Below are 16,384 nucleotides of genomic sequence, written 5' to 3' on the forward strand. Positions count from 1 at the left end.
ACCAACAGGCCGCTCGCGAGCGCGCTTCTATATCGCGCCGTAGCGAGCGGGCGGCCGGCCCGTTACCCCATCTACGGTTCTGTCATCCGCACGATGCGTCAAGCGTTCGACCTGGCTTCGCCGGTCAGTGCTTTCAGCCGGCTCTGCATGACTTCAATGATATGCTCGCGCTTTGCCGCAATTCGTTCGATTGGTCCGCCGATGCCGATCGCGAGCGGAGCGCGTCGCTTTGGCAGGGGAACAAGCATGCCTATGGTGCTTGCGCCCGGCGTCGTGCGGCCGCCTGACTCGGAAAAGCCGCGACGGCGAATGCGCTCGACCTCCTCGAGAAAGGCCGCTTCGCGAACGCGCGCCGGCTGGTTCGGCTCCTCAGCGTTGTTGCGACGGATAATGCCGCGAATCCTGGTGTTCGGCATTTGGCTCAGCAGCACGTGTCCGAGCGCGGTCCGAACCATCGGTCGTATTTGACCGGCATGCGCGGTGTACTGAAGCTGAGAGCCGCCGGGGACAACGTGCAGATATTGCATCCCGGCGGCGCCGGCCTGTTGCCCAAGCATGACGGTTTCGCCGCCGGTTGCGGTCCAGAGCTCCTCCATCAGATCGGTGAGCTTTTTGTCACGGAACGGAGAACGGCGAATCCAGTCACCCAGCAGATTGACCCGGTAGCTCGGGATGAAGCGCCGGGTCTTTCGCTCGTATTCGAGGTAGTTCAATTCAACGAGAGTGCGGAGCAACACTGACGTGCTCGATTGGGGCATCGCCAGCGCGGAAGCTATTTCAGTCACGGAAGCAGCCCGCTTGGTTTCCCGAAAGAACTCCAGAACTGCAAACACCCGCATGGCCGATTTGACAATCGCCGTCTTATTCGCGTTCGGCATGGCTGTCTCCGCGGCGGGGCAGGTACCGCGCCTCCATCACATATGTGATGTTAGGCCCAAACTGCTTCACTTGACGACAACTTTGGCACAGATTGGCGCCAATTAGATCAAGTCGCATGGAAACGCAGAGAGCAGGGGAAGGCGGATGCCCGGCCGAAGTTTGCTCGAGAAGATCTGGGACCAGCATGTCATCGCCCGTTTGAGCGAGGACACGGATCTCCTTCATATCGATCGCCATCTGCTGCACGATCTAGGCGGCTCGCGCGGCCTGCTCGATCTCAAGAGTCGTGGCCTCAAGGTTCACAATCCCGAACTGACGTTTGCGACGCCGGATCACGCATTGTCGACGGCGCCCGGCCGCGCCGGGACCAGCAAGATCGGACAGGAATTGCTCGCCGCGTTGCGGGTCGAGACCGCGGCGAGCGGCATCACGCTGTTCGATGTCGACCAGCCCGGCCAGGGCATCGTCCATGTCATCGGACCCGAACTCGGCTTGAGCCTGCCGGGTGCGACGATCGTCTGTGGCGACAGCCACACCTGCACCCATGGCGGCTTGGGCGCGCTCGCCTTCGGCATCGGATCGAGCGAGCTCACCCATGTGCTGGCGACGCAAGCGTTGATCCAGCGCCGTCCGAAGACGATGCGCGCGCGCTTCGAAGGCAAGTTGCCGCTCGGCGTCACTGCCAAGGACATGATCCTGGCGCTGATCGGGCAGATCGGCGCGGCCGGCGGCACCGGCTACGCCGTCGAATATGCCGGCAGCGCGATCCGCGCGCTGCCGATCGAGGGACGGCTCACGATCTGCAACCTCTCGATCGAGCTCGGCGCCAAGATGGGCATGGTGGCGCCCGACGAGAAGACCTTCGAATTCCTGCGCGGCCGCCCCTACGCGCCGCAGGGCGAGATGTGGGATCGCGCGGTCAAGGCATGGCGCGAGTTGCCGAGCGATCCCGATGCGGTGTTCGACCGCGAGGTCGTGATCGATGTCGAGAAGATCATCCCGCAGGTGACCTGGGGCATCAGCCCCGAGCACGTCGTCGGCGTCGACGGCATCATTCCAGACCCGAAGGCGATCGACGATCCCGCACGGCGCGCGGCGGTCGAGACCGCGCTGGAGTATATGGGCCTGCAAGGCGGTGCTCCGATCGCCGGCACGCCGGTCGATTGGGTGTTCATCGGCTCCTGCACCAACAGTCGCTTAAGCGATCTGCGCGCTGCGGCCGAGGTCGCGCGCGGCCGCAAGGTCGCGGCCGGGGTCCGCGCCTGGGTGGTGCCGGGTTCGGAAAACGTCAAGCGCGAGGCGGTTGCCGAAGGGCTCGACAAGATCTTCATCGAGGCCGGCTTCGAATGGCGCGAGCCGGGCTGCTCGATGTGCCTTGCCGCCAATGGCGAGGTGGTGGCGCCGGGGCAGCGCTCGGTCTCGACCTCGAACCGCAACTTCGTCGGCCGGCAGGGGCCGCGGGCGCGGACGCATCTGGCGAGCCCTGCGAGCGCGGCGGCCTCGGCTATTGCCGGCGCGATCGCCGACGTCAGGATGATGGGGCGCTAGACGATGCCGAAACCGTTCGACAAGCTCACCGCAACCGCCGCGCCGATCATGCGCAGCAATATCGACACCGACGTGATCATCCGCATCGAGCGGCTGGTCGGCAATTCGATCCGTGGCACGCTCGGCAAATGGGCGTTCGGCTCGCTGCGCTATCTGCCCGACGGCTCGGAGAATCCGGATTTCATCCTCAACCGCGAGCCGTATCGCGAGGCCGAGATCCTGGTGACCGGACCGAACTTCGGCTGCGGCTCGTCGCGCGAGGGCGCGGTGTGGTCGCTGCAGGAGCGCGGCATCCGCGCCATCGTCGGCTCCGGCTTCGGCGACATCTTCTTCGCCAACTGCTTCCAGAATGGGATCCTGCCTGTCATCGTCGACAAGGCGGTGGTCGATCAGCTCGCCGCCGATATCGAGGCGACGCAGGGCGCCGGCAAGGTCTCGATCGACCTGGAGGCGCAAACCATCGTGTCGCCGTCCGGCGCGCGGCATTCGTTCGAGATCGATCCGCGGCGGCGCGAAGGGCTTCTGAAGGGGCTCGACGAGGTGGCGCTGACATTGCAGCGCGACGACGAGATCCACGCCTTCCAGGCTTCCGACCGCGCGGCGCGGCCCTGGATTCATTCGACAAGGATATCCGCATGAGCACGCAATCCAACATGGTCAAGGTCGCCGTGGTCGGCGGCGAGGGCATTGGCCCCGAGGTCACCGCGCAGTCGCGCCGCGTGCTCGACTGGTTCACGGCCAAGCGCAACGTGCCGATGACCCTGCGCGAGGCGCAGTACGGCCTGATCCCGTATCTGGCGACCGGCAAGGTGCTGCCCGAAGACACCGCGGAAGCGATGGACGAGGCCGACGCCATCCTGTGGGGCGCGACCGGCGGGCCCGAGACCACTGAAGTGCCCGCGGCCGCACGCAAGGCGGGCAGCCTGCTGGGGCTGCGCAGCAAATACGATCTCTACGCGAACTTGAGGCCGATCATGGCGAGCCCGGCGCTCTCTGCGTCGGCGCCGCTGAAGCCCGAAGTGCTCGAAGGCGTCGACTTCGTCATCATCCGCGAACTGACCAGCGGCATCTATTTTGGCGAGCCGCGCGGCATCGAGACCTTGCCCGACGGCCAGCGCCGCGGCTTCAACACCGAACAATACACGACCAACCAGATCCGCCGCGTGGCGCGCTCGGCGTTCGAGCTGGCGCGGACCCGGCGCAACAAGGTCTGCTCGGTCGACAAGGCCAATGTGCTGGAGACCAGCGTGGTCTGGCGCGAGGAGGTGATCAGGCTGCACAAGGAGGAATTCTCCGACGTCGAGCTGACCCATCTCTATGTCGACAACGCCGCGATGCAGATCGTGCGCGAGCCGCGGCAGTTCGACGTGATGGTGACCGGCAACATCTTCGGCGACATCCTGTCGGATTGTGCGGCGATGGCTTCGGGCTCGCTCGGCATGCTGCCGTCGGCCTCGCTCGGCCCTGTCGACCGCTTCGGCCGCCGCAAGGCGCTCTACGAGCCGGTGCATGGCAGCGCGCCCGATATCGCGGGCAAGGGCATCGCCAATCCGCTCGGCTCGATCCTCAGCGTCGCGATGCTGCTGCGGCTGACCTTGAACCGGCCCGAGGATGCGGATTTGCTGGAGCAGGCGGTGCAGACCGCGCTGGCATCCGGTGCCCGAACGGCGGATATTGCGGAAGCCGGTGCGAAGAGGCTGTCGACCGCCCAGATGGGCGATGCGGTGCTCAGCGCGCTCGACAAGATCTCGGCCAAGGAGCACGCGTGATGGCAGATGTCGCCATGCCCTACATTTCGAGGCGATCGGCCCTGACGGTGATCGCCGCGGGTAGCGCGGCGTTGGCGACCGGGCGGGCATGGGCGCAGGCGGCCACCGGCCGCGCGATCTATCCGGTCGCGGTGCCGGTCTATCAGACGCAATTCGTCGCGGACCGTATCGGCTATTTCAAGGAAGCCGGGCTCGACTGCAAGCTGGTGCAGGGCGGCAGCGGCGTGAAGACCCGCGAGATCATCGCCTCGTCGCAGGGCGACATCGGCATCGGCGACGTCACCCACCCGATGCAGCTGACCAATCACGGCCGCGCCGCGCGCGTGCTGCTTCCGGTCGACACAAGGTCGAACTCGGTGATGTTCATCCTGCGCAAGGATTTGAAGGACCAGGGCATCAACTCGCTGGAGGCGTTCACGCAGTGGAAGCGGCCCGACGGCCGCAAGCCGATCGTCTCGGTGTCCTCGCTCGGCGGCACCAACCATGTCTGGGCGTCCTACTACATGGAAACCATGGGGCTCGACGACAAGGTGACCTGGATCGGCACCGGCAATGTCGACACCATGCTGGGGTCGCTGAAGTCGAAGCAGGTCGACATCCTCGTCAGCTCGCTGTCGCTGTTGAACGAGGCGCAGCAGCAGGGCTGGGGCGAATTGCTGTTCGACGGCACTGATGAAGCGATCTGGAACAAGCATATCGGCGGCAAGGTCCCGGTCACCGCGCACTTCACGCTGCAGGCCACCATCGACAAGGATCCGGCCAAGATGCAGGCCTATGTCACGGCGCTGTGGCGCGCCTCGCAATGGATCAAGGCGCACAAGCCGACCGAGGTCTACGACGCCATCGAGCCCTATGTCGGCAGCACCTCGCGCGACGCCAATCTGCTGGAGATCACCGCGATCCAGAAGGTCGCGGATTATGAGGGTTCGGTCGATGCCGCGAGCTTCGCGCGCGGCGAGAAGGTCTGGTTCCGCGAGATGACCGGCATCAAGCCGCTCAAGATTGCGGATGTGGTCAACTCCAACCTCATCGACGCGGCGCGAAAGGCCTATCCGGGTTGAGTGCGCTCGAGACGGGCGTAACCACATCGCCGCGCGCCTCGGCCGAGCGCCGCGTCGAGGTCAAGGGCTTGAGCAAGTCGTTCCAGCTTGCCAAGACCACGATCGAGGCCGTGCGCGACGTCAGTTTCGACGTGCGCCGCGGCGAGTTCGTCGCGCTGCTCGGGCCGTCGGGCTCGGGCAAGAGCACCGTGCTCAACATGATCGCCTCGCTGATCCGCCCCACCGGCGGCGAGATCCTGATCGACGGCAAGCGCGTCGTCGCCGGCAAGGCGACACCCAATGTCGGTTACGTCTTCCAGCGCGACACGCTGTTTCCGTGGCGAACCGTCGGCGACAATATCGGCTATGGGCTCGAGCTGTCAGGCGTTCCGGTATCTGAACGGAAGCAGCGTATCGCGGAATGCGTCGCGCAGGCGGGGCTCAAGGGATTTGAGCACGCCTATCCGTCGGCATTGTCGGGGGGCATGCGGCAGCGCGCGGCGCTGATGCGGACCCTGATCGTCGAGCCGCAGATCCTGCTGATGGATGAGCCGTTCGGCGCGCTCGACACCCACACCAAGATCGACATGCACGAGGTGCTGCTGCGGATCTGGGAGCGCGAGCAGCAGACCGTGCTGTTCGTGACCCATGATCTCGGCGAGGCGCTGACGCTGGCCGACCGCATCATCCTGTTCTCGGCGCGGCCGGGCCGGATCAAGGACATGTTCACCGTCGATTTCGACCGCCCGCGTGACGCGGTGAAGGTGCGCGAGACACCGCATTATGCCGAGCTGTTCCAGCACATCTGGCATTCGCTCGGCGAGGAATTCGTCAAGGGCCGCAGCACATGAAGCGGTACGGCACGCTCGGCACCGTCGGCTGGCAGGTCCTGATCTGCGCCGTCGTGCTGTCGGTCTGGCAATGGGGCTATGACCTGCGCACCAAGCTGCCGTGGCTGGTGCCCGATCTGCTCGATCCCTATTTCATCTCGAAGCCGTCGATGATCTTCGACAATTTCCTGATCCAGAGCTGCCTGACCTCGAAGCTCGGCGCGTTCAACGGCTGGTTCAACGGCGATTTCGGCAAATGCCTGGCGCGCAACGAGAACAATCTCTGGGCGGCAACGGCGATCACGCTGAAGAACACCTTTTTCGGCTTCGTCACCGGCGTGGTCAGCGGCTTCGCCGCCGGGCTGATCCTCGGACGATCCGATCGCCTGAGCGCGATCTTTCAGCCCTTCATTACCGCGGTGAATTCGATCCCGCGGATCGCGCTGGCGCCGATCATCGTGCTGGCGTTCGGGATCGGCGACATGTCGAAGATCGTGACGTCGTGGATCGTCGTGGTGTTCCTGGTGTTCTTCAACACGTTTGAAGGCGCGCGCTCGATCGACGAGGGTTTCACCAACGCCGCGCGACTGCTTGGCGCCAGCGAGTGGCAGATCACCCGCACGGTGGTGATCCCCTCCACCATGGCCTGGGTGTTCGCCTCGCTGACGCCTGCGATCTCCTTTGCGCTGATCGGCGTGATCGTCGGCGAATTCATCGGCGCCGAGCGCGGCATCGGCCGTCTGATCATCGAGTCGGAGGCCCGCGGCGAGGCCTCCGGCATGATGGTCGCGGTGGTGGTGCTGATGCTGGTCGGCGTCGTGCTGTCGGCGATCATCTGGCGGCTGCAGGCCTACCTCTTGCGCTGGCAGCGGCAGCGCAGCGCCGAATAGGCGAGGGTCGTGGCGGCGCTGCATCCGCCGCCACGGGCCTCCGGTTCACGCTGCGGTCTGCGCCGGCGAGGTCTTGCCGTCGAGCCAATCCTGTTCGATGGCCAGCGCGCGCCAGGCTGCTTCCATTCGCTTGAAGCGATTATAGGTCGGCTCGTCATCGGCGCGTTCGGCTAGCTGCGCGCAGTTCTCGGCATTGTCGAGGAAGTGCTGTGATTGCTTCATGGAACGTCCTCCTGTTAATGAGGACGTGGGACAGCAAATCAGGCTATTCAACGCGTGGAACATGATCATTTCGCCACACAGGTGAATGTCTGTTCACCGAGTTCCCTGCGCAATGTTCCGTATTTGCGCGTGAGCATATGCAGCACAGCCAGCATAGGAACAGTATGGTCGCAGCCAGCGTTCGTTCTTCACGTCGAAACTGGAGAAGAGACGTCATAAGGAAGTATCTGCTCGCCGCGGCCATGGTGACCGCGATCGCATCGCCTGTGTTCGCCGACGATGTCGGTGTCCGCGTAGGTCCGGTTGGCGCCGGCGTGATGGTGGGCCGGGCCCCGAGTATCGCGACCGCGATCGTGACCGTACCACGGTGATCAGGGAGCGTGAGCCGCGCAGCGACCGGACCACGGTCATCAAGAAGCGGGATGAGTTCGGCGAGCAGCAAGACCGTGATTCACGACGACGACGACTAATAGTTGAACGGGCGTGTGATCAAAAGTCCGCTGCGATCCCGTCGCGGCGGACTTTTGCTTGTCGCGTGATCGCGATGGTTTATCCGTGGAGAGGCAATGGCTGCCGAGACAGAGCTCAAATTTCGCGTTCCCGGGCGCAAGCTCAAGGCGCTGGAGAAGCCGCGGATCGCCGGCGCCAAGACCGGCGAGCCTTCAACGAGCGATCTCGTCTCAACCTATTTTGATACCGCGAAGCAAAAGCTGAAACGGCATGGGCTGACACTGCGCGTGCGCTATGATGGCCACGACTATGTTCAGACGATCAAGTCCGGCGCGGGTCCACAGTTTGCGCGCGGTGAATGGGAGAGCGAGCTCAGGGATGACGCGTTCGACCTCGAAAAGGCCGAGGGCACGCCGCTCGAGGAGTTCGCGTCGGGCAGGCTGCGCCGCAAGCTGAAGCCGGTGTTCGAGACATCGGTGCAGCGCATCACAGTGCCGCTTCGGACCAAGCGCAGCGAGATCGAGCTTGCCATCGATCGCGGTCGCACGACAGCTGGCCATCGGTCCCGTCCGATCCGGGAGGTCGAGCTCGAGCTGAAGAGCGGGCGGGTGCTCGATCTGTTCCGGGTTGCCAGGGCGCTGGAGCGGCGGTCCGGCGCTGAACTCGATCTCTGCTCGAAGGCCGAGCGTGGGTATGAACTGGCAGATCATGATCAGCGTGGCTCCGTCTCCGCCGAGAGTGTCGTGCTTGATTCCGAGTTCACGGCAGGCGAAGCCTTTCGGGTAATCGCGCGTTCAACGTTCCGTCACTTCTCGTCGAATGCGGATGCGGTCCGCGAGGGAGAGCACGAAGGTGTTCACCAGATGCGGGTCGGCCTGCGGCGGCTGCGCGCCGCGATCTCGTTGTTCTCGAAGATCCTGCCCAAGGCTTCGACCGAAGAGGTCAACACGCAGTTGAAGTGGCTGACCAGCGCGCTCGCGCCGGCACGCGAGTTGGACGTGTTCGTCAAGGAAGATATCGAGCCTGCGTCGCATGATGCGCTGTTGCGACGGGGCGGCAGGGCGATCCGGCAGGAGTTCTCCGTCCGCCGCGACCGGGCATTCGCGCGCGCGAGGCAGGCGGTCGATTCGCAGCATTACCGGTCGATGCTGATCGATACCATGCAATGGATCGAAGCAAAGCAGACGATCGCGGTCGAGGACGAAGGCGGCCCGATCGGCGAGTTCGCCGCCGCGCTGCTGCATCGCCGGATCGGGAAGCTGCGCAAGGACGGCCGCCATATCGACGAGCTGTCGGCCCGGCAGCGGCACAAAGTGCGCATCAGGGCCAAGAAGATCAGATACGCCATCGACTTCTTTGAGAGTCTGTTCGCGGGTAAGCACGAGCGGAAGCAGCTCAAGCGGCTGTCAAAGCAGCTGAAGCGGATCCAGGATGCGCTCGGTTCGCTCAACGATTTCGTCGCGCATCGCAAGCTGGCGGTCGACGCCGCGCTCAAGGCGCCGCATCGCAGGGAACGCGACCGTGCATTCGCGTCCGGCGTGGTGCTGGGCCGCGAGGAGCAGGCGGTCAAGCCGCTGATCAAGATCGCCGCGCAGGAAGTGCGCGGACTGAAGCCGTTTTAGGGCATGCACCGTCTCGTCGCGGCTTTCCTATGAAGCGATGTGTCACGTGGCGTGTGGTGCGCCGGGCTCGTCCCGCTCGGTCGCTGCCATCTGACGGCGGCATTCCTCGGCGAATGCCCGCAGCCGCTCGGCGGTCAGCGGGTCCAAACCCGTCCGTACCAGCCGCTCAGCGCGGTCGGCCTTGTCCTTGAGATCGTCGAATGTCCGGCTCATGGCTGCCTCCATGCCCAGACAATTTGAATCGAATTGCGACGTTCCCGGGCCAGTGAGGACGTGGCTAACAGGCGGTTAATCCGGGATCCGGGTGCGCTTAAGTCACCGGCGCCGGATTGAACAGCGTCAGGTCGTTGTGGATGCCCCACTTGTCCGACCACGGCTTGGTGCGGCCGCTCGCGACGTCGAGGATCAGGCGGAACAGGTCCCAGCCGGTCTCCTCGATGGTCTTCTCGCCGGTCGCGATGCAGCCGGCGTCGAAATCGATCAGGTCCTTCCAGCGCCGTGCGAGCTCGCTGCGGGTGGCGACCTTGATCACCGGCGCGGCGGCAAGGCCGTAGGGCGTGCCGCGGCCGGTGGTGAATACCTGCAAGGTCATGCCGGAGGCGAGCTGCAAGGTGCCGCAGATGAAGTCGCTGGCAGGTGTGGCCGCAAACAGCATGCCCTTCTGCCGCGCCTTCTCGCCCGGCGACAGCACGCCCGCGATCGGGCCGGAGCCCGACTTGACGATCGAGCCGAGTGACTTCTCGACGATGTTGGCGAGCCCGCCCTTCTTGTTGCCCGGCGTGGTGTTGGCGCTGCGGTCAGCGCCGCCGCGGGCGAGATAGGCGTCGTACCAGGCCATCTCGCGGATCAGCGCGCGGCCGACGTCCTCGTTGACCGCGCGGCGGGTCAGCAGCTGGATCGCGTCGCGCACCTCGGTCACTTCCGAGAACATCACAGTGGCGCCGGCGCGAACCAAGAGGTCGGCAGCAAAGCCGACGGCGGGGTTCGCGGTGACGCCGGAGAACGCATCGCTGCCGCCGCATTGCAGGCCGATCACGAGATCGCCGGCCGGGCAGGTCTCGCGCTTGCGGGCGTTGAGCACTTTCAGCCGGGCCTCGGCCTGGGTCATGATGGCCTCGACGATGGCGCCGAAGCCGTCAAAGGCTTCGTCCTGCATCCGCACGATGGCGTCATTGATGCCCTCCGGTACCAGCCGTTCCGGCGCGAGCTTCTCGCAGCCGAGCCCGACGACGAGGATCTCGCCGCCGAAATTCGGATTGAGCGCGAGGTTCTGCAGGGTGCGGATCGGCACCACGGCATCGGGCGCCGTGATCGCGACGCCGCAGCCATAGGCATGGGTCAGCGGCACGACGTCGTCGACATTGGGATATTTCGGCAGCAGCTCGGCGCGGATGCGCTTCACCGCATATTCCATCGTGCCCTTGACGCATTGCACGGACGAAGAGATGCCGAGGATATTCTTGGTGCCGACCGAGCCGTCGGGATTGCGAAAGCCCTCGAAGGTGAAACCCTCGAGCGGTGGCAGCGTCGGCGGCACCGCGGTTGCGATCTCGAGTTGATCGAGCGGCGGCGCGTCGGGCATGCGGATGCGGGCCTCGTCGACCCATTCGCCGGCGAGGATCGGCGACAGCGCATGGCCGATCACCTCGCCGTAGCGGATGATCGGCGCGCCCTCGGCGATGTCCTTCAGCGCAGTCTTGTGGCCTTGCGGCACGAAGGCGCGCAAGGTCAGGCCGCAGGCGAAGCGGGAGCCGGCCGGCAAGCCGAAATCATTCACGACGATCGCGACATTGTCGCGCGCGTTGAGCTTGATGTAGCGGGGCTGCTCCTGCGCGCCGATCGACTGGTCCATGCGCTACGCTCCTCACGAGTAAAGGGTTCGTTGATGAATCAGGCGGAGCTGCGAACTCCGACCTCTCCCCATCGGGGAGAGGTCGCGCCGAAGGCGCGGGTGAGGGCGTACAGGTCCCACGAGAGGGCGTAACCCCTCACCCGGAACGCATCTGACGATGCGTTCCGACCTCTCCCACAAGGGGAGAGGTGAGCCCTTCCGTCGCGAAGACAGACGCAAATCCATCTTCAACCCGGGAACGTGTAGGCCGTCTTGACCGTGGTGTAGAACTCGCGCGCGTAGGCGCCTTGTTCGCGTGCGCCGTAGCTCGAGCCTTTGCGGCCGCCGAACGGCACGTGGTAGTCGACGCCGGCAGTCGGCAGGTTGACCATCACCATGCCGGCCTCGCTGTTGCGCTTGTAATGCGAGGCGTATTTCAGGCTTGTGGTGCAGATGCCCGAGGCGAGGCCGAACTCGGTGTCGTTGGAGATCGCGAGCGCCTCCTCATAATCCTTGGCGCGGATCACGCAGGCGACCGGGCCGAAGATCTCTTCGCGGGCGATGCGCATCTGGTTGGTTGTCCCGGTGAACAGCGCCGGCTGCAGATAGAAGCCGGGCGTCTCGCGGTTCAGCAGCTCGCCGCCCCAATGCAGGCGGGCGCCTTCGTCCTGGCCGATCTTGATGTAGCGGAGGTCCTGGTCGAGCTGGCTCTGGTCGACCACAGGGCCGACATGCACGCCGCTCTTCAGCGCGTCATCGACCGAAAGCCCCTTCATCCGCTCGGTCATCGCGTCGACGAAGCGGTCATGAATGCCTGCGGTGACGATCAGGCGCGACGATGCCGTGCAGCGCTGGCCGGTCGAGAAATAGGCGCCGTTGACGGCGACCTCGACCGCGACCTTGACGTCGGCATCGTCGAGCACGACCAGCGGATTCTTGCCGCCCATTTCGAGCTGGAACTTCTTCATCGGATTGGAGAGCACGCAGGCCTGCGCGATCTTGCGGCCGGTCTGCACCGAGCCGGTGAAGGAGATCGCGGCAACGTCGGGATGATCCAGGAGCGTCTGGCCGACCACCGAGCCCGAGCCGACCACGAGGTTGAAGACGCCAGCCGGAATGCCGGAGCGCGCGATGATCTCGGACAGCGCATGCGCGGAGCCCGGCACCAGCTCGGCCGGCTTGAACACCACAGTGTTGCCGTAGCACAGCGCCGGCGCGATCTTCCACGCCGGGATCGCGATCGGGAAGTTCCAGGGCGTGATCATGCCGACGACGCCGACCGGCTCGCGGGTGATCTCGACGTCGAGGCCCGGGCGCACCGATGCGCCCTTCTCGCCCATCAGCCGCAGCGCCTCGCCGGCGAAGAACGCGAAGATCTGCCCGGCGCGCGCCACCTCGCCGATGCCCTCGGGGAGCGTCTTGCCTTCCTCGCGCGCGAGCAGGCGGCCGAGCTCTTCCTTGCGGGCGAGGATTTCAACGGAGATCTTGGTCAGGGCGTCAAAGCGCTCCTGCGGCGTCGAGCGCGCCCAGGCCGGGAAGGCGGCCTTCGCGGCGGCGATCGCCTTTTCGGTCTGCGCCTTGTCGGCCTTGGCGTATTCGCCGACCACGTCCTTGGTGTTGGAGGGGTTGATGTCCCGCGTGATGCTGGTTCCGTCGACCCATTCGCCGGCGATGAAGTTCTTCTGGTGAGCGGTCATTTTTCTGTCCAACCTTTTGTTGTTAGCGCACGAGGCAGGGACGCTTGTCGTCGAAGGTCCACCCCTGGATCAGGAACTGCATGGCCAGCGCGTCGTCGCGGGCGCCGAGACCATGCTGCTTGTATAGCGCGTTCGCCGCCTCGATGGCACCGCGATCGAGCTCGATGCCGAGGCCCGGCCGATCCGGGATCGCGATCTTGCCGCCCTTGATCTGCAGCGGCTCCCTGGTCAACGCCTGGCCGTCCTGCCAGATCCAGTGGGTGTCGATCGCGGTCACCTTGCCGGGCGCGGCGGCGCCGACATGGGTGAACATCGCCAGCGAAATGTCGAAATGGTTGTTGGAGTGCGAGCCCCAGGTCAGTCCGTTGTCGCGGCAGGTCTGCGCCACCCGCACCGAACCCTGCATGGTCCAGAAATGCGGATCGGCGAGCGGGATGTCGACGGCCCCGAGCCGCAGCGCGTGCGAGAGCTGGCGCCAGTCGGTCGCGATCATGTTGGTCGCGGTCGGTAGCCCCGTAGCGCGGCGGAACTCGGCCATGATCTCGCGGCCGGAGAAGCCGGCCTCCGCGCCGCAGGGATCCTCGGCATAGGCGAGCACGCCATGCATGTTGCTGCAGAGCCGGATCGCTTCATCCAGCGACCAGGCGCCGTTCGGGTCGAGCGTGACACGCGCCTTCGGGAAGCGCTTTGCAATGGCCGTGACGGCCTCGATCTCCGCTTCGCCCGCGAGCACGCCGCCCTTGAGCTTGAAATCGGCGAAGCCGTAATGCGCCTGCGTCGCCTCGGCGAGGCGCACGATCGCGTCCGGCGTCATCGCCACCTGATGGCGCAAATTGAACCAATCGGGCTTGCCGGTCTCGCCCTCAACATAAGGCAGGCTGGTCTTCCTGCGGTCGCCGACGAAGAAGAGATAGCCGAGCGTCTCGACATCGGCGCGCTGCTGGCCCTCGCCGAGCAGCGCTGCGACCGGGAGGTTGAGATGCTGGCCGAGCAGATCGAGCAGCGCTGACTCCACTGCGGTCACCGCGTGGATGGTGACGCGGAGGTCGAAGGTCTGCTTGCCGCGGCCGCCGGCGTCGCGGTCGGCGAAGGCCTGGCGCATCGAGGCCAGGATGTTGTTGCAGCCACCGATGGTCTGGCCGACGACGAGGTCGCGGGCATCTTCCAGCGTCTTCCTGATCTTCTCGCCGCCCGGCACCTCGCCGACGCCGGTGTGGCCGGAGTTGTCGGTGAGGATGACGAGGTTGCGGGTGAAGAACGGCGCATGCGCGCCGCTCAGATTGAGGAGCATGCCGTCGCGTCCGGCGACCGGGATCACCTCCATCGCCGTGACGACGGGGGCGCCGGCAAAGCCGCTGCGGATCGTGTCTTGAATCATCTGCTCCTCCCTTTGTCGTTTTGCCGTTCGGCTTATTCTGCCGCCTGCTGCGCCGCGGCCTGCGGCAGCTTCGCCACCAGCGCCGCGAGCTCGGCGATCTCCTGCTCGGTAAGATCGGTGAGCGGCGGCCGCACCGGGCCGGAATCGCGGCCGATCACCTTCATGCCGGCCTTGATGATCGACACCGCGTAGCCCTTCTTGCGGTTGCGTATCGCGATCAGCGGCAGGATGAAATCCTTCAGACCTGCATGGATGGTCTGATGATCGCGCCGGCGCACCGCGGCGTAGAATTGGGTGGCGAATTCCGGCACGAAGTTGAACACGGCCGACGAATAGGTCGTGACGCCCATGTCGAGATAGGGCAGCGCGAAGGTCTCCGCGGTCGGCAGGCCGCCGATATAGGTCAGGCGGTCGCCGAGTTTGGTGTAGACGCGGGTCATCAGCTCGATGTCGCCGATGCCGTCCTTGTAGCCGACGAGGTTCGGGCAGCGCTCGCAGAGCCGCGCCAGCGTATCGGGCTGCAGGATCGCATTGTCGCGGTTGTAGACGATGACGCCGATCTTCACCGACGAGCACACCGCCTCGACATGGGCGGCAAGGCCGTCCTGCTCGGCATGCGTGAGATAGGGCGGCAACAGCAAGAGGCCATCGGCGCCGGCTTTCTCGGCGCCAACGGCGATCTCGCGCGCGATCGCGGTGCCGTAACCGGTGCCGGCCAGCACGGGAACGCGGCCCTTGGTCTCGTCGACCGCGATCTTCACGACGTGCGGAACTTCAGCAGGGGTCAGCGAGAAGAATTCGCCGGTGCCGCCGGCGGCGAACAGGCCGGCGACGTCATAACCGCACAGCCAGTCCATGTTGGAGCGATAGGTCGCCTCGTCGAACGAGTAATCCGCGTTGAACGGGGTCACGGGAAAAGACAGGAGGCCGCCGCCGATTCTCGCGGCCATCTCCCGAGGGGTCATCTTGCTCATGGCGCCACTCCTTGAATGCTGTTGGGATAGGGATGCGCGAGCAGCGCGCGTCCATGGCGGAGTTTCTAGAAAATGGTTCGATGCGCGTCCAAGCCAAACGCGGTATCGAGCGATGCTAACTCTGCATCAATCGCCGCGCAGCTGCGGCGCTGCGATTTCGGTTGCGATCTCGATCAATGACGGCAGCAACTGGTTCTCGTGATCGCGCCGCCACACCATGAACAGCTCGACCGGCACCGGGGTGCGCAGCTTCAGCGGCTTCAGCTTGACGTCCGCGATCTTCAGGCTGGCGGCGGCCTCCGGCACGATCGCGACGCCGAGCCCGGCGCGCACCATCGCGAGGATCGAGTGGATCTGGCTGAGATGCTGGACATAGCGCGGCAGCACGTCGGCGCGGGTGAACATCGACACCAGGAGGTCGTGGAAGTAGCGCGCCTCATAGGGCGAATACATCACGAAGGGCTGGTCGTCGAAATCCTTGATGCTGATCGTCTCGACTGCTGCCAGCGGATGCTTCTTCGGGATCGCGGCGAGCAGCGGCTCGGCGACGACGCGGCGGCTGGCGAATTCCGGTCGCGCAATCGGTGGGCGCAGCAGGCCGGCATCGATCTGGCCGGTGGTTAGCGCCTCGAATTGATCGCCGGAGACCATCTCCTTCAGGGAGAAATCGACCTCAGGCAGGCGAGAGCGGGCGGCCGCGATCAAATCGGGCAGGAAGCCGTAGGCGGCCGCCGCGGTGAAGCCGATCTTGAGCGAGCCGGTCTTGCCGAGCGCGATGCGGCGCGCGACCTGGGAGGCAGACTCCGCGAGTTTCAGGATGCGCCGCGCCTCGGGCAGGAAGCTGCGGCCCGCCGGGGTCAGCCGCACCGAGCGGCTGGTGCGCTCCAAGAGCGGCGCGTCGATGATGTGCTCGAGTACCTGGATCTGCCGGCTCAGCGGCGGCTGGGTCATGTTGAGCCGAGCGGCGGCGCGGCCGAAGTGCAGTTCTTCGGCCACCGTGACGAAACAGCGGAGCTGGCTCAGGTCGAACATCGATGCTAACCCGGAATGGATCGGTCGGGGATTTGTACGTTCTAGCATCGATGCCTCCCACTGGCCAAGAAGACAAAGACGGCGGCCGGGGCCGCCGTTTTCTGAGGTTTGTGCCCAAATCCATCCCCGTCATTGCGAGCGAAGCGAAGCAATCCATCGCGCGGTATATGCGGAAGCATGGATTGCTTCGTCGCTGTCGCTCCTCGCAATGACGGGTCGATA

Annotated in this window: 15 protein-coding genes; 7 read left to right on the top strand and 8 right to left on the bottom strand. The window is 65.3% G+C overall.

The features are described 5' to 3' along the window. Positions 1–98: 98 nt before the first annotated feature. Positions 99–878, bottom strand: coding sequence for a helix-turn-helix domain-containing protein (locus QMZ05_RS36680; protein ID WP_353705183.1), 780 nt, complete (start codon positions 876–878; stop codon positions 99–101). A 145-nt stretch (positions 879–1,023) separates the two neighbouring features. Between QMZ05_RS36680 and leuC the strand changes: the two genes are divergently transcribed. From leuC to QMZ05_RS36710, 6 genes are read left to right on the top strand one after another with little or no spacing between them, the layout of a single operon-like run. Further along, on the top strand, positions 1,024–2,427 hold the full coding sequence (gene leuC / locus QMZ05_RS36685) for a 3-isopropylmalate dehydratase large subunit (protein ID WP_353705184.1): 1,404 nt from the start codon (positions 1,024–1,026) through the stop codon (positions 2,425–2,427). A gap of 3 nt (positions 2,428–2,430) precedes the next feature. Continuing rightward, positions 2,431–3,066: a 3-isopropylmalate dehydratase small subunit gene (leuD, locus tag QMZ05_RS36690; protein WP_353705185.1), complete on the top strand. Its 636-nt coding sequence runs from the start codon at positions 2,431–2,433 to the stop codon at positions 3,064–3,066. Continuing rightward, positions 3,063–4,196, top strand: coding sequence for a 3-isopropylmalate dehydrogenase (leuB, locus tag QMZ05_RS36695; protein ID WP_353705186.1), 1,134 nt, complete (start codon positions 3,063–3,065; stop codon positions 4,194–4,196). The genes leuD and leuB overlap by 4 nt, the downstream gene beginning before the upstream one ends. Continuing rightward, positions 4,196–5,257: an ABC transporter substrate-binding protein gene (locus tag QMZ05_RS36700; RefSeq protein WP_353705187.1), complete on the top strand. Its 1,062-nt coding sequence runs from the start codon at positions 4,196–4,198 to the stop codon at positions 5,255–5,257. The genes leuB and QMZ05_RS36700 overlap by 1 nt, the downstream gene beginning before the upstream one ends. Further along, positions 5,254–6,087 carry an ABC transporter ATP-binding protein gene (locus QMZ05_RS36705; protein WP_353705188.1) on the top strand — a complete coding sequence of 278 codons (834 nt, stop codon included), beginning with the start codon at positions 5,254–5,256 and terminating at the stop codon, positions 6,085–6,087. Before QMZ05_RS36700 ends, QMZ05_RS36705 begins: the two co-directional genes overlap by 4 nt. Beyond that, a complete protein-coding gene (locus QMZ05_RS36710) occupies positions 6,084–6,956 on the top strand; it encodes an ABC transporter permease (protein WP_353705189.1) in 873 nt (290 codons plus the stop codon). The genes QMZ05_RS36705 and QMZ05_RS36710 overlap by 4 nt, the downstream gene beginning before the upstream one ends. Before the next feature lie 45 nt (positions 6,957–7,001). Here QMZ05_RS36710 and QMZ05_RS36715 read toward each other — a convergent pair whose 3' ends face one another. Next, the gene (locus QMZ05_RS36715; protein ID WP_353705190.1) at positions 7,002–7,178 is read right to left on the bottom strand and encodes a hypothetical protein; all 177 of its coding nucleotides are present in this window, start codon (positions 7,176–7,178) and stop codon (positions 7,002–7,004) included. Positions 7,179–7,744: 566 nt separating this feature from the next. On the opposite strand from QMZ05_RS36715, the gene QMZ05_RS36720 reads away from it, so the two are divergent. Further along, on the top strand, positions 7,745–9,250 hold the full coding sequence (locus QMZ05_RS36720; RefSeq protein ID WP_353705191.1) for a CHAD domain-containing protein: 1,506 nt from the start codon (positions 7,745–7,747) through the stop codon (positions 9,248–9,250). Positions 9,251–9,292: 42 nt separating this feature from the next. Here the strand turns inward: QMZ05_RS36720 and QMZ05_RS36725 are convergent, their stop codons facing one another. The 6 genes from QMZ05_RS36725 to QMZ05_RS36750 form a co-directional block, all read right to left on the bottom strand. Then, a complete protein-coding gene (locus QMZ05_RS36725; RefSeq protein WP_353705192.1) occupies positions 9,293–9,463 on the bottom strand; it encodes a hypothetical protein in 171 nt (56 codons plus the stop codon). A gap of 97 nt (positions 9,464–9,560) precedes the next feature. Next, the gene (gene garD, locus QMZ05_RS36730) at positions 9,561–11,102 is read right to left on the bottom strand and encodes a galactarate dehydratase (RefSeq protein ID WP_353705193.1); all 1,542 of its coding nucleotides are present in this window, start codon (positions 11,100–11,102) and stop codon (positions 9,561–9,563) included. A gap of 227 nt (positions 11,103–11,329) precedes the next feature. Further along, complete coding sequence (locus QMZ05_RS36735) at positions 11,330–12,778, bottom strand: aldehyde dehydrogenase family protein (RefSeq protein WP_353705194.1); 1,449 nt, start codon at positions 12,776–12,778, stop codon at positions 11,330–11,332. Between the two features lie 22 nt (positions 12,779–12,800). Further along, a complete protein-coding gene (gudD, locus tag QMZ05_RS36740) occupies positions 12,801–14,156 on the bottom strand; it encodes a glucarate dehydratase (protein ID WP_353705195.1) in 1,356 nt (451 codons plus the stop codon). A gap of 32 nt (positions 14,157–14,188) precedes the next feature. Continuing rightward, positions 14,189–15,130, bottom strand: a complete 942-nt coding sequence (gene kdgD / locus QMZ05_RS36745) for a 5-dehydro-4-deoxyglucarate dehydratase (RefSeq protein ID WP_353705196.1) — start codon at positions 15,128–15,130, stop codon at positions 14,189–14,191. A gap of 126 nt (positions 15,131–15,256) precedes the next feature. Continuing rightward, on the bottom strand, positions 15,257–16,162 hold the full coding sequence (locus QMZ05_RS36750; protein ID WP_050424048.1) for a LysR substrate-binding domain-containing protein: 906 nt from the start codon (positions 16,160–16,162) through the stop codon (positions 15,257–15,259). Positions 16,163–16,384: the final 222 nt, after the last annotated feature.

The organism is Bradyrhizobium sp. INPA03-11B, from assembly GCF_040446015.1.
In the GTDB taxonomy this organism is placed as follows: domain Bacteria; phylum Pseudomonadota; class Alphaproteobacteria; order Rhizobiales; family Xanthobacteraceae; genus Bradyrhizobium; species Bradyrhizobium macuxiense_A.

What these genes read in the sequence shown, in the direction of transcription:
- leuB (WP_353705186.1), top strand. Translation starts at nt 3,063, where the DNA reads ATGAGCACGCAATCCAACATGGTCAAGGTCGCCGTGGTCGGCGGCGAG.
- QMZ05_RS36720 (WP_353705191.1), top strand. Translation starts at nt 7,745, where the DNA reads ATGGCTGCCGAGACAGAGCTCAAATTTCGCGTTCCCGGGCGCAAGCTC.
- leuC (WP_353705184.1), top strand. Translation starts at nt 1,024, where the DNA reads ATGCCCGGCCGAAGTTTGCTCGAGAAGATCTGGGACCAGCATGTCATC.
- QMZ05_RS36715 (WP_353705190.1), bottom strand. Translation starts at nt 7,178, where the DNA reads ATGAAGCAATCACAGCACTTCCTCGACAATGCCGAGAACTGCGCGCAG.
- QMZ05_RS36725 (WP_353705192.1), bottom strand. Translation starts at nt 9,463, where the DNA reads ATGAGCCGGACATTCGACGATCTCAAGGACAAGGCCGACCGCGCTGAG.
- gudD (WP_353705195.1), bottom strand. Translation starts at nt 14,156, where the DNA reads ATGATTCAAGACACGATCCGCAGCGGCTTTGCCGGCGCCCCCGTCGTC.
- kdgD (WP_353705196.1), bottom strand. Translation starts at nt 15,130, where the DNA reads ATGAGCAAGATGACCCCTCGGGAGATGGCCGCGAGAATCGGCGGCGGC.
- QMZ05_RS36700 (WP_353705187.1), top strand. Translation starts at nt 4,196, where the DNA reads ATGGCAGATGTCGCCATGCCCTACATTTCGAGGCGATCGGCCCTGACG.
- QMZ05_RS36680 (WP_353705183.1), bottom strand. Translation starts at nt 878, where the DNA reads ATGCCGAACGCGAATAAGACGGCGATTGTCAAATCGGCCATGCGGGTG.
- QMZ05_RS36750 (WP_050424048.1), bottom strand. Translation starts at nt 16,162, where the DNA reads ATGTTCGACCTGAGCCAGCTCCGCTGTTTCGTCACGGTGGCCGAAGAA.
- QMZ05_RS36735 (WP_353705194.1), bottom strand. Translation starts at nt 12,778, where the DNA reads ATGACCGCTCACCAGAAGAACTTCATCGCCGGCGAATGGGTCGACGGA.
- leuD (WP_353705185.1), top strand. Translation starts at nt 2,431, where the DNA reads ATGCCGAAACCGTTCGACAAGCTCACCGCAACCGCCGCGCCGATCATG.
- QMZ05_RS36710 (WP_353705189.1), top strand. Translation starts at nt 6,084, where the DNA reads ATGAAGCGGTACGGCACGCTCGGCACCGTCGGCTGGCAGGTCCTGATC.
- garD (WP_353705193.1), bottom strand. Translation starts at nt 11,102, where the DNA reads ATGGACCAGTCGATCGGCGCGCAGGAGCAGCCCCGCTACATCAAGCTC.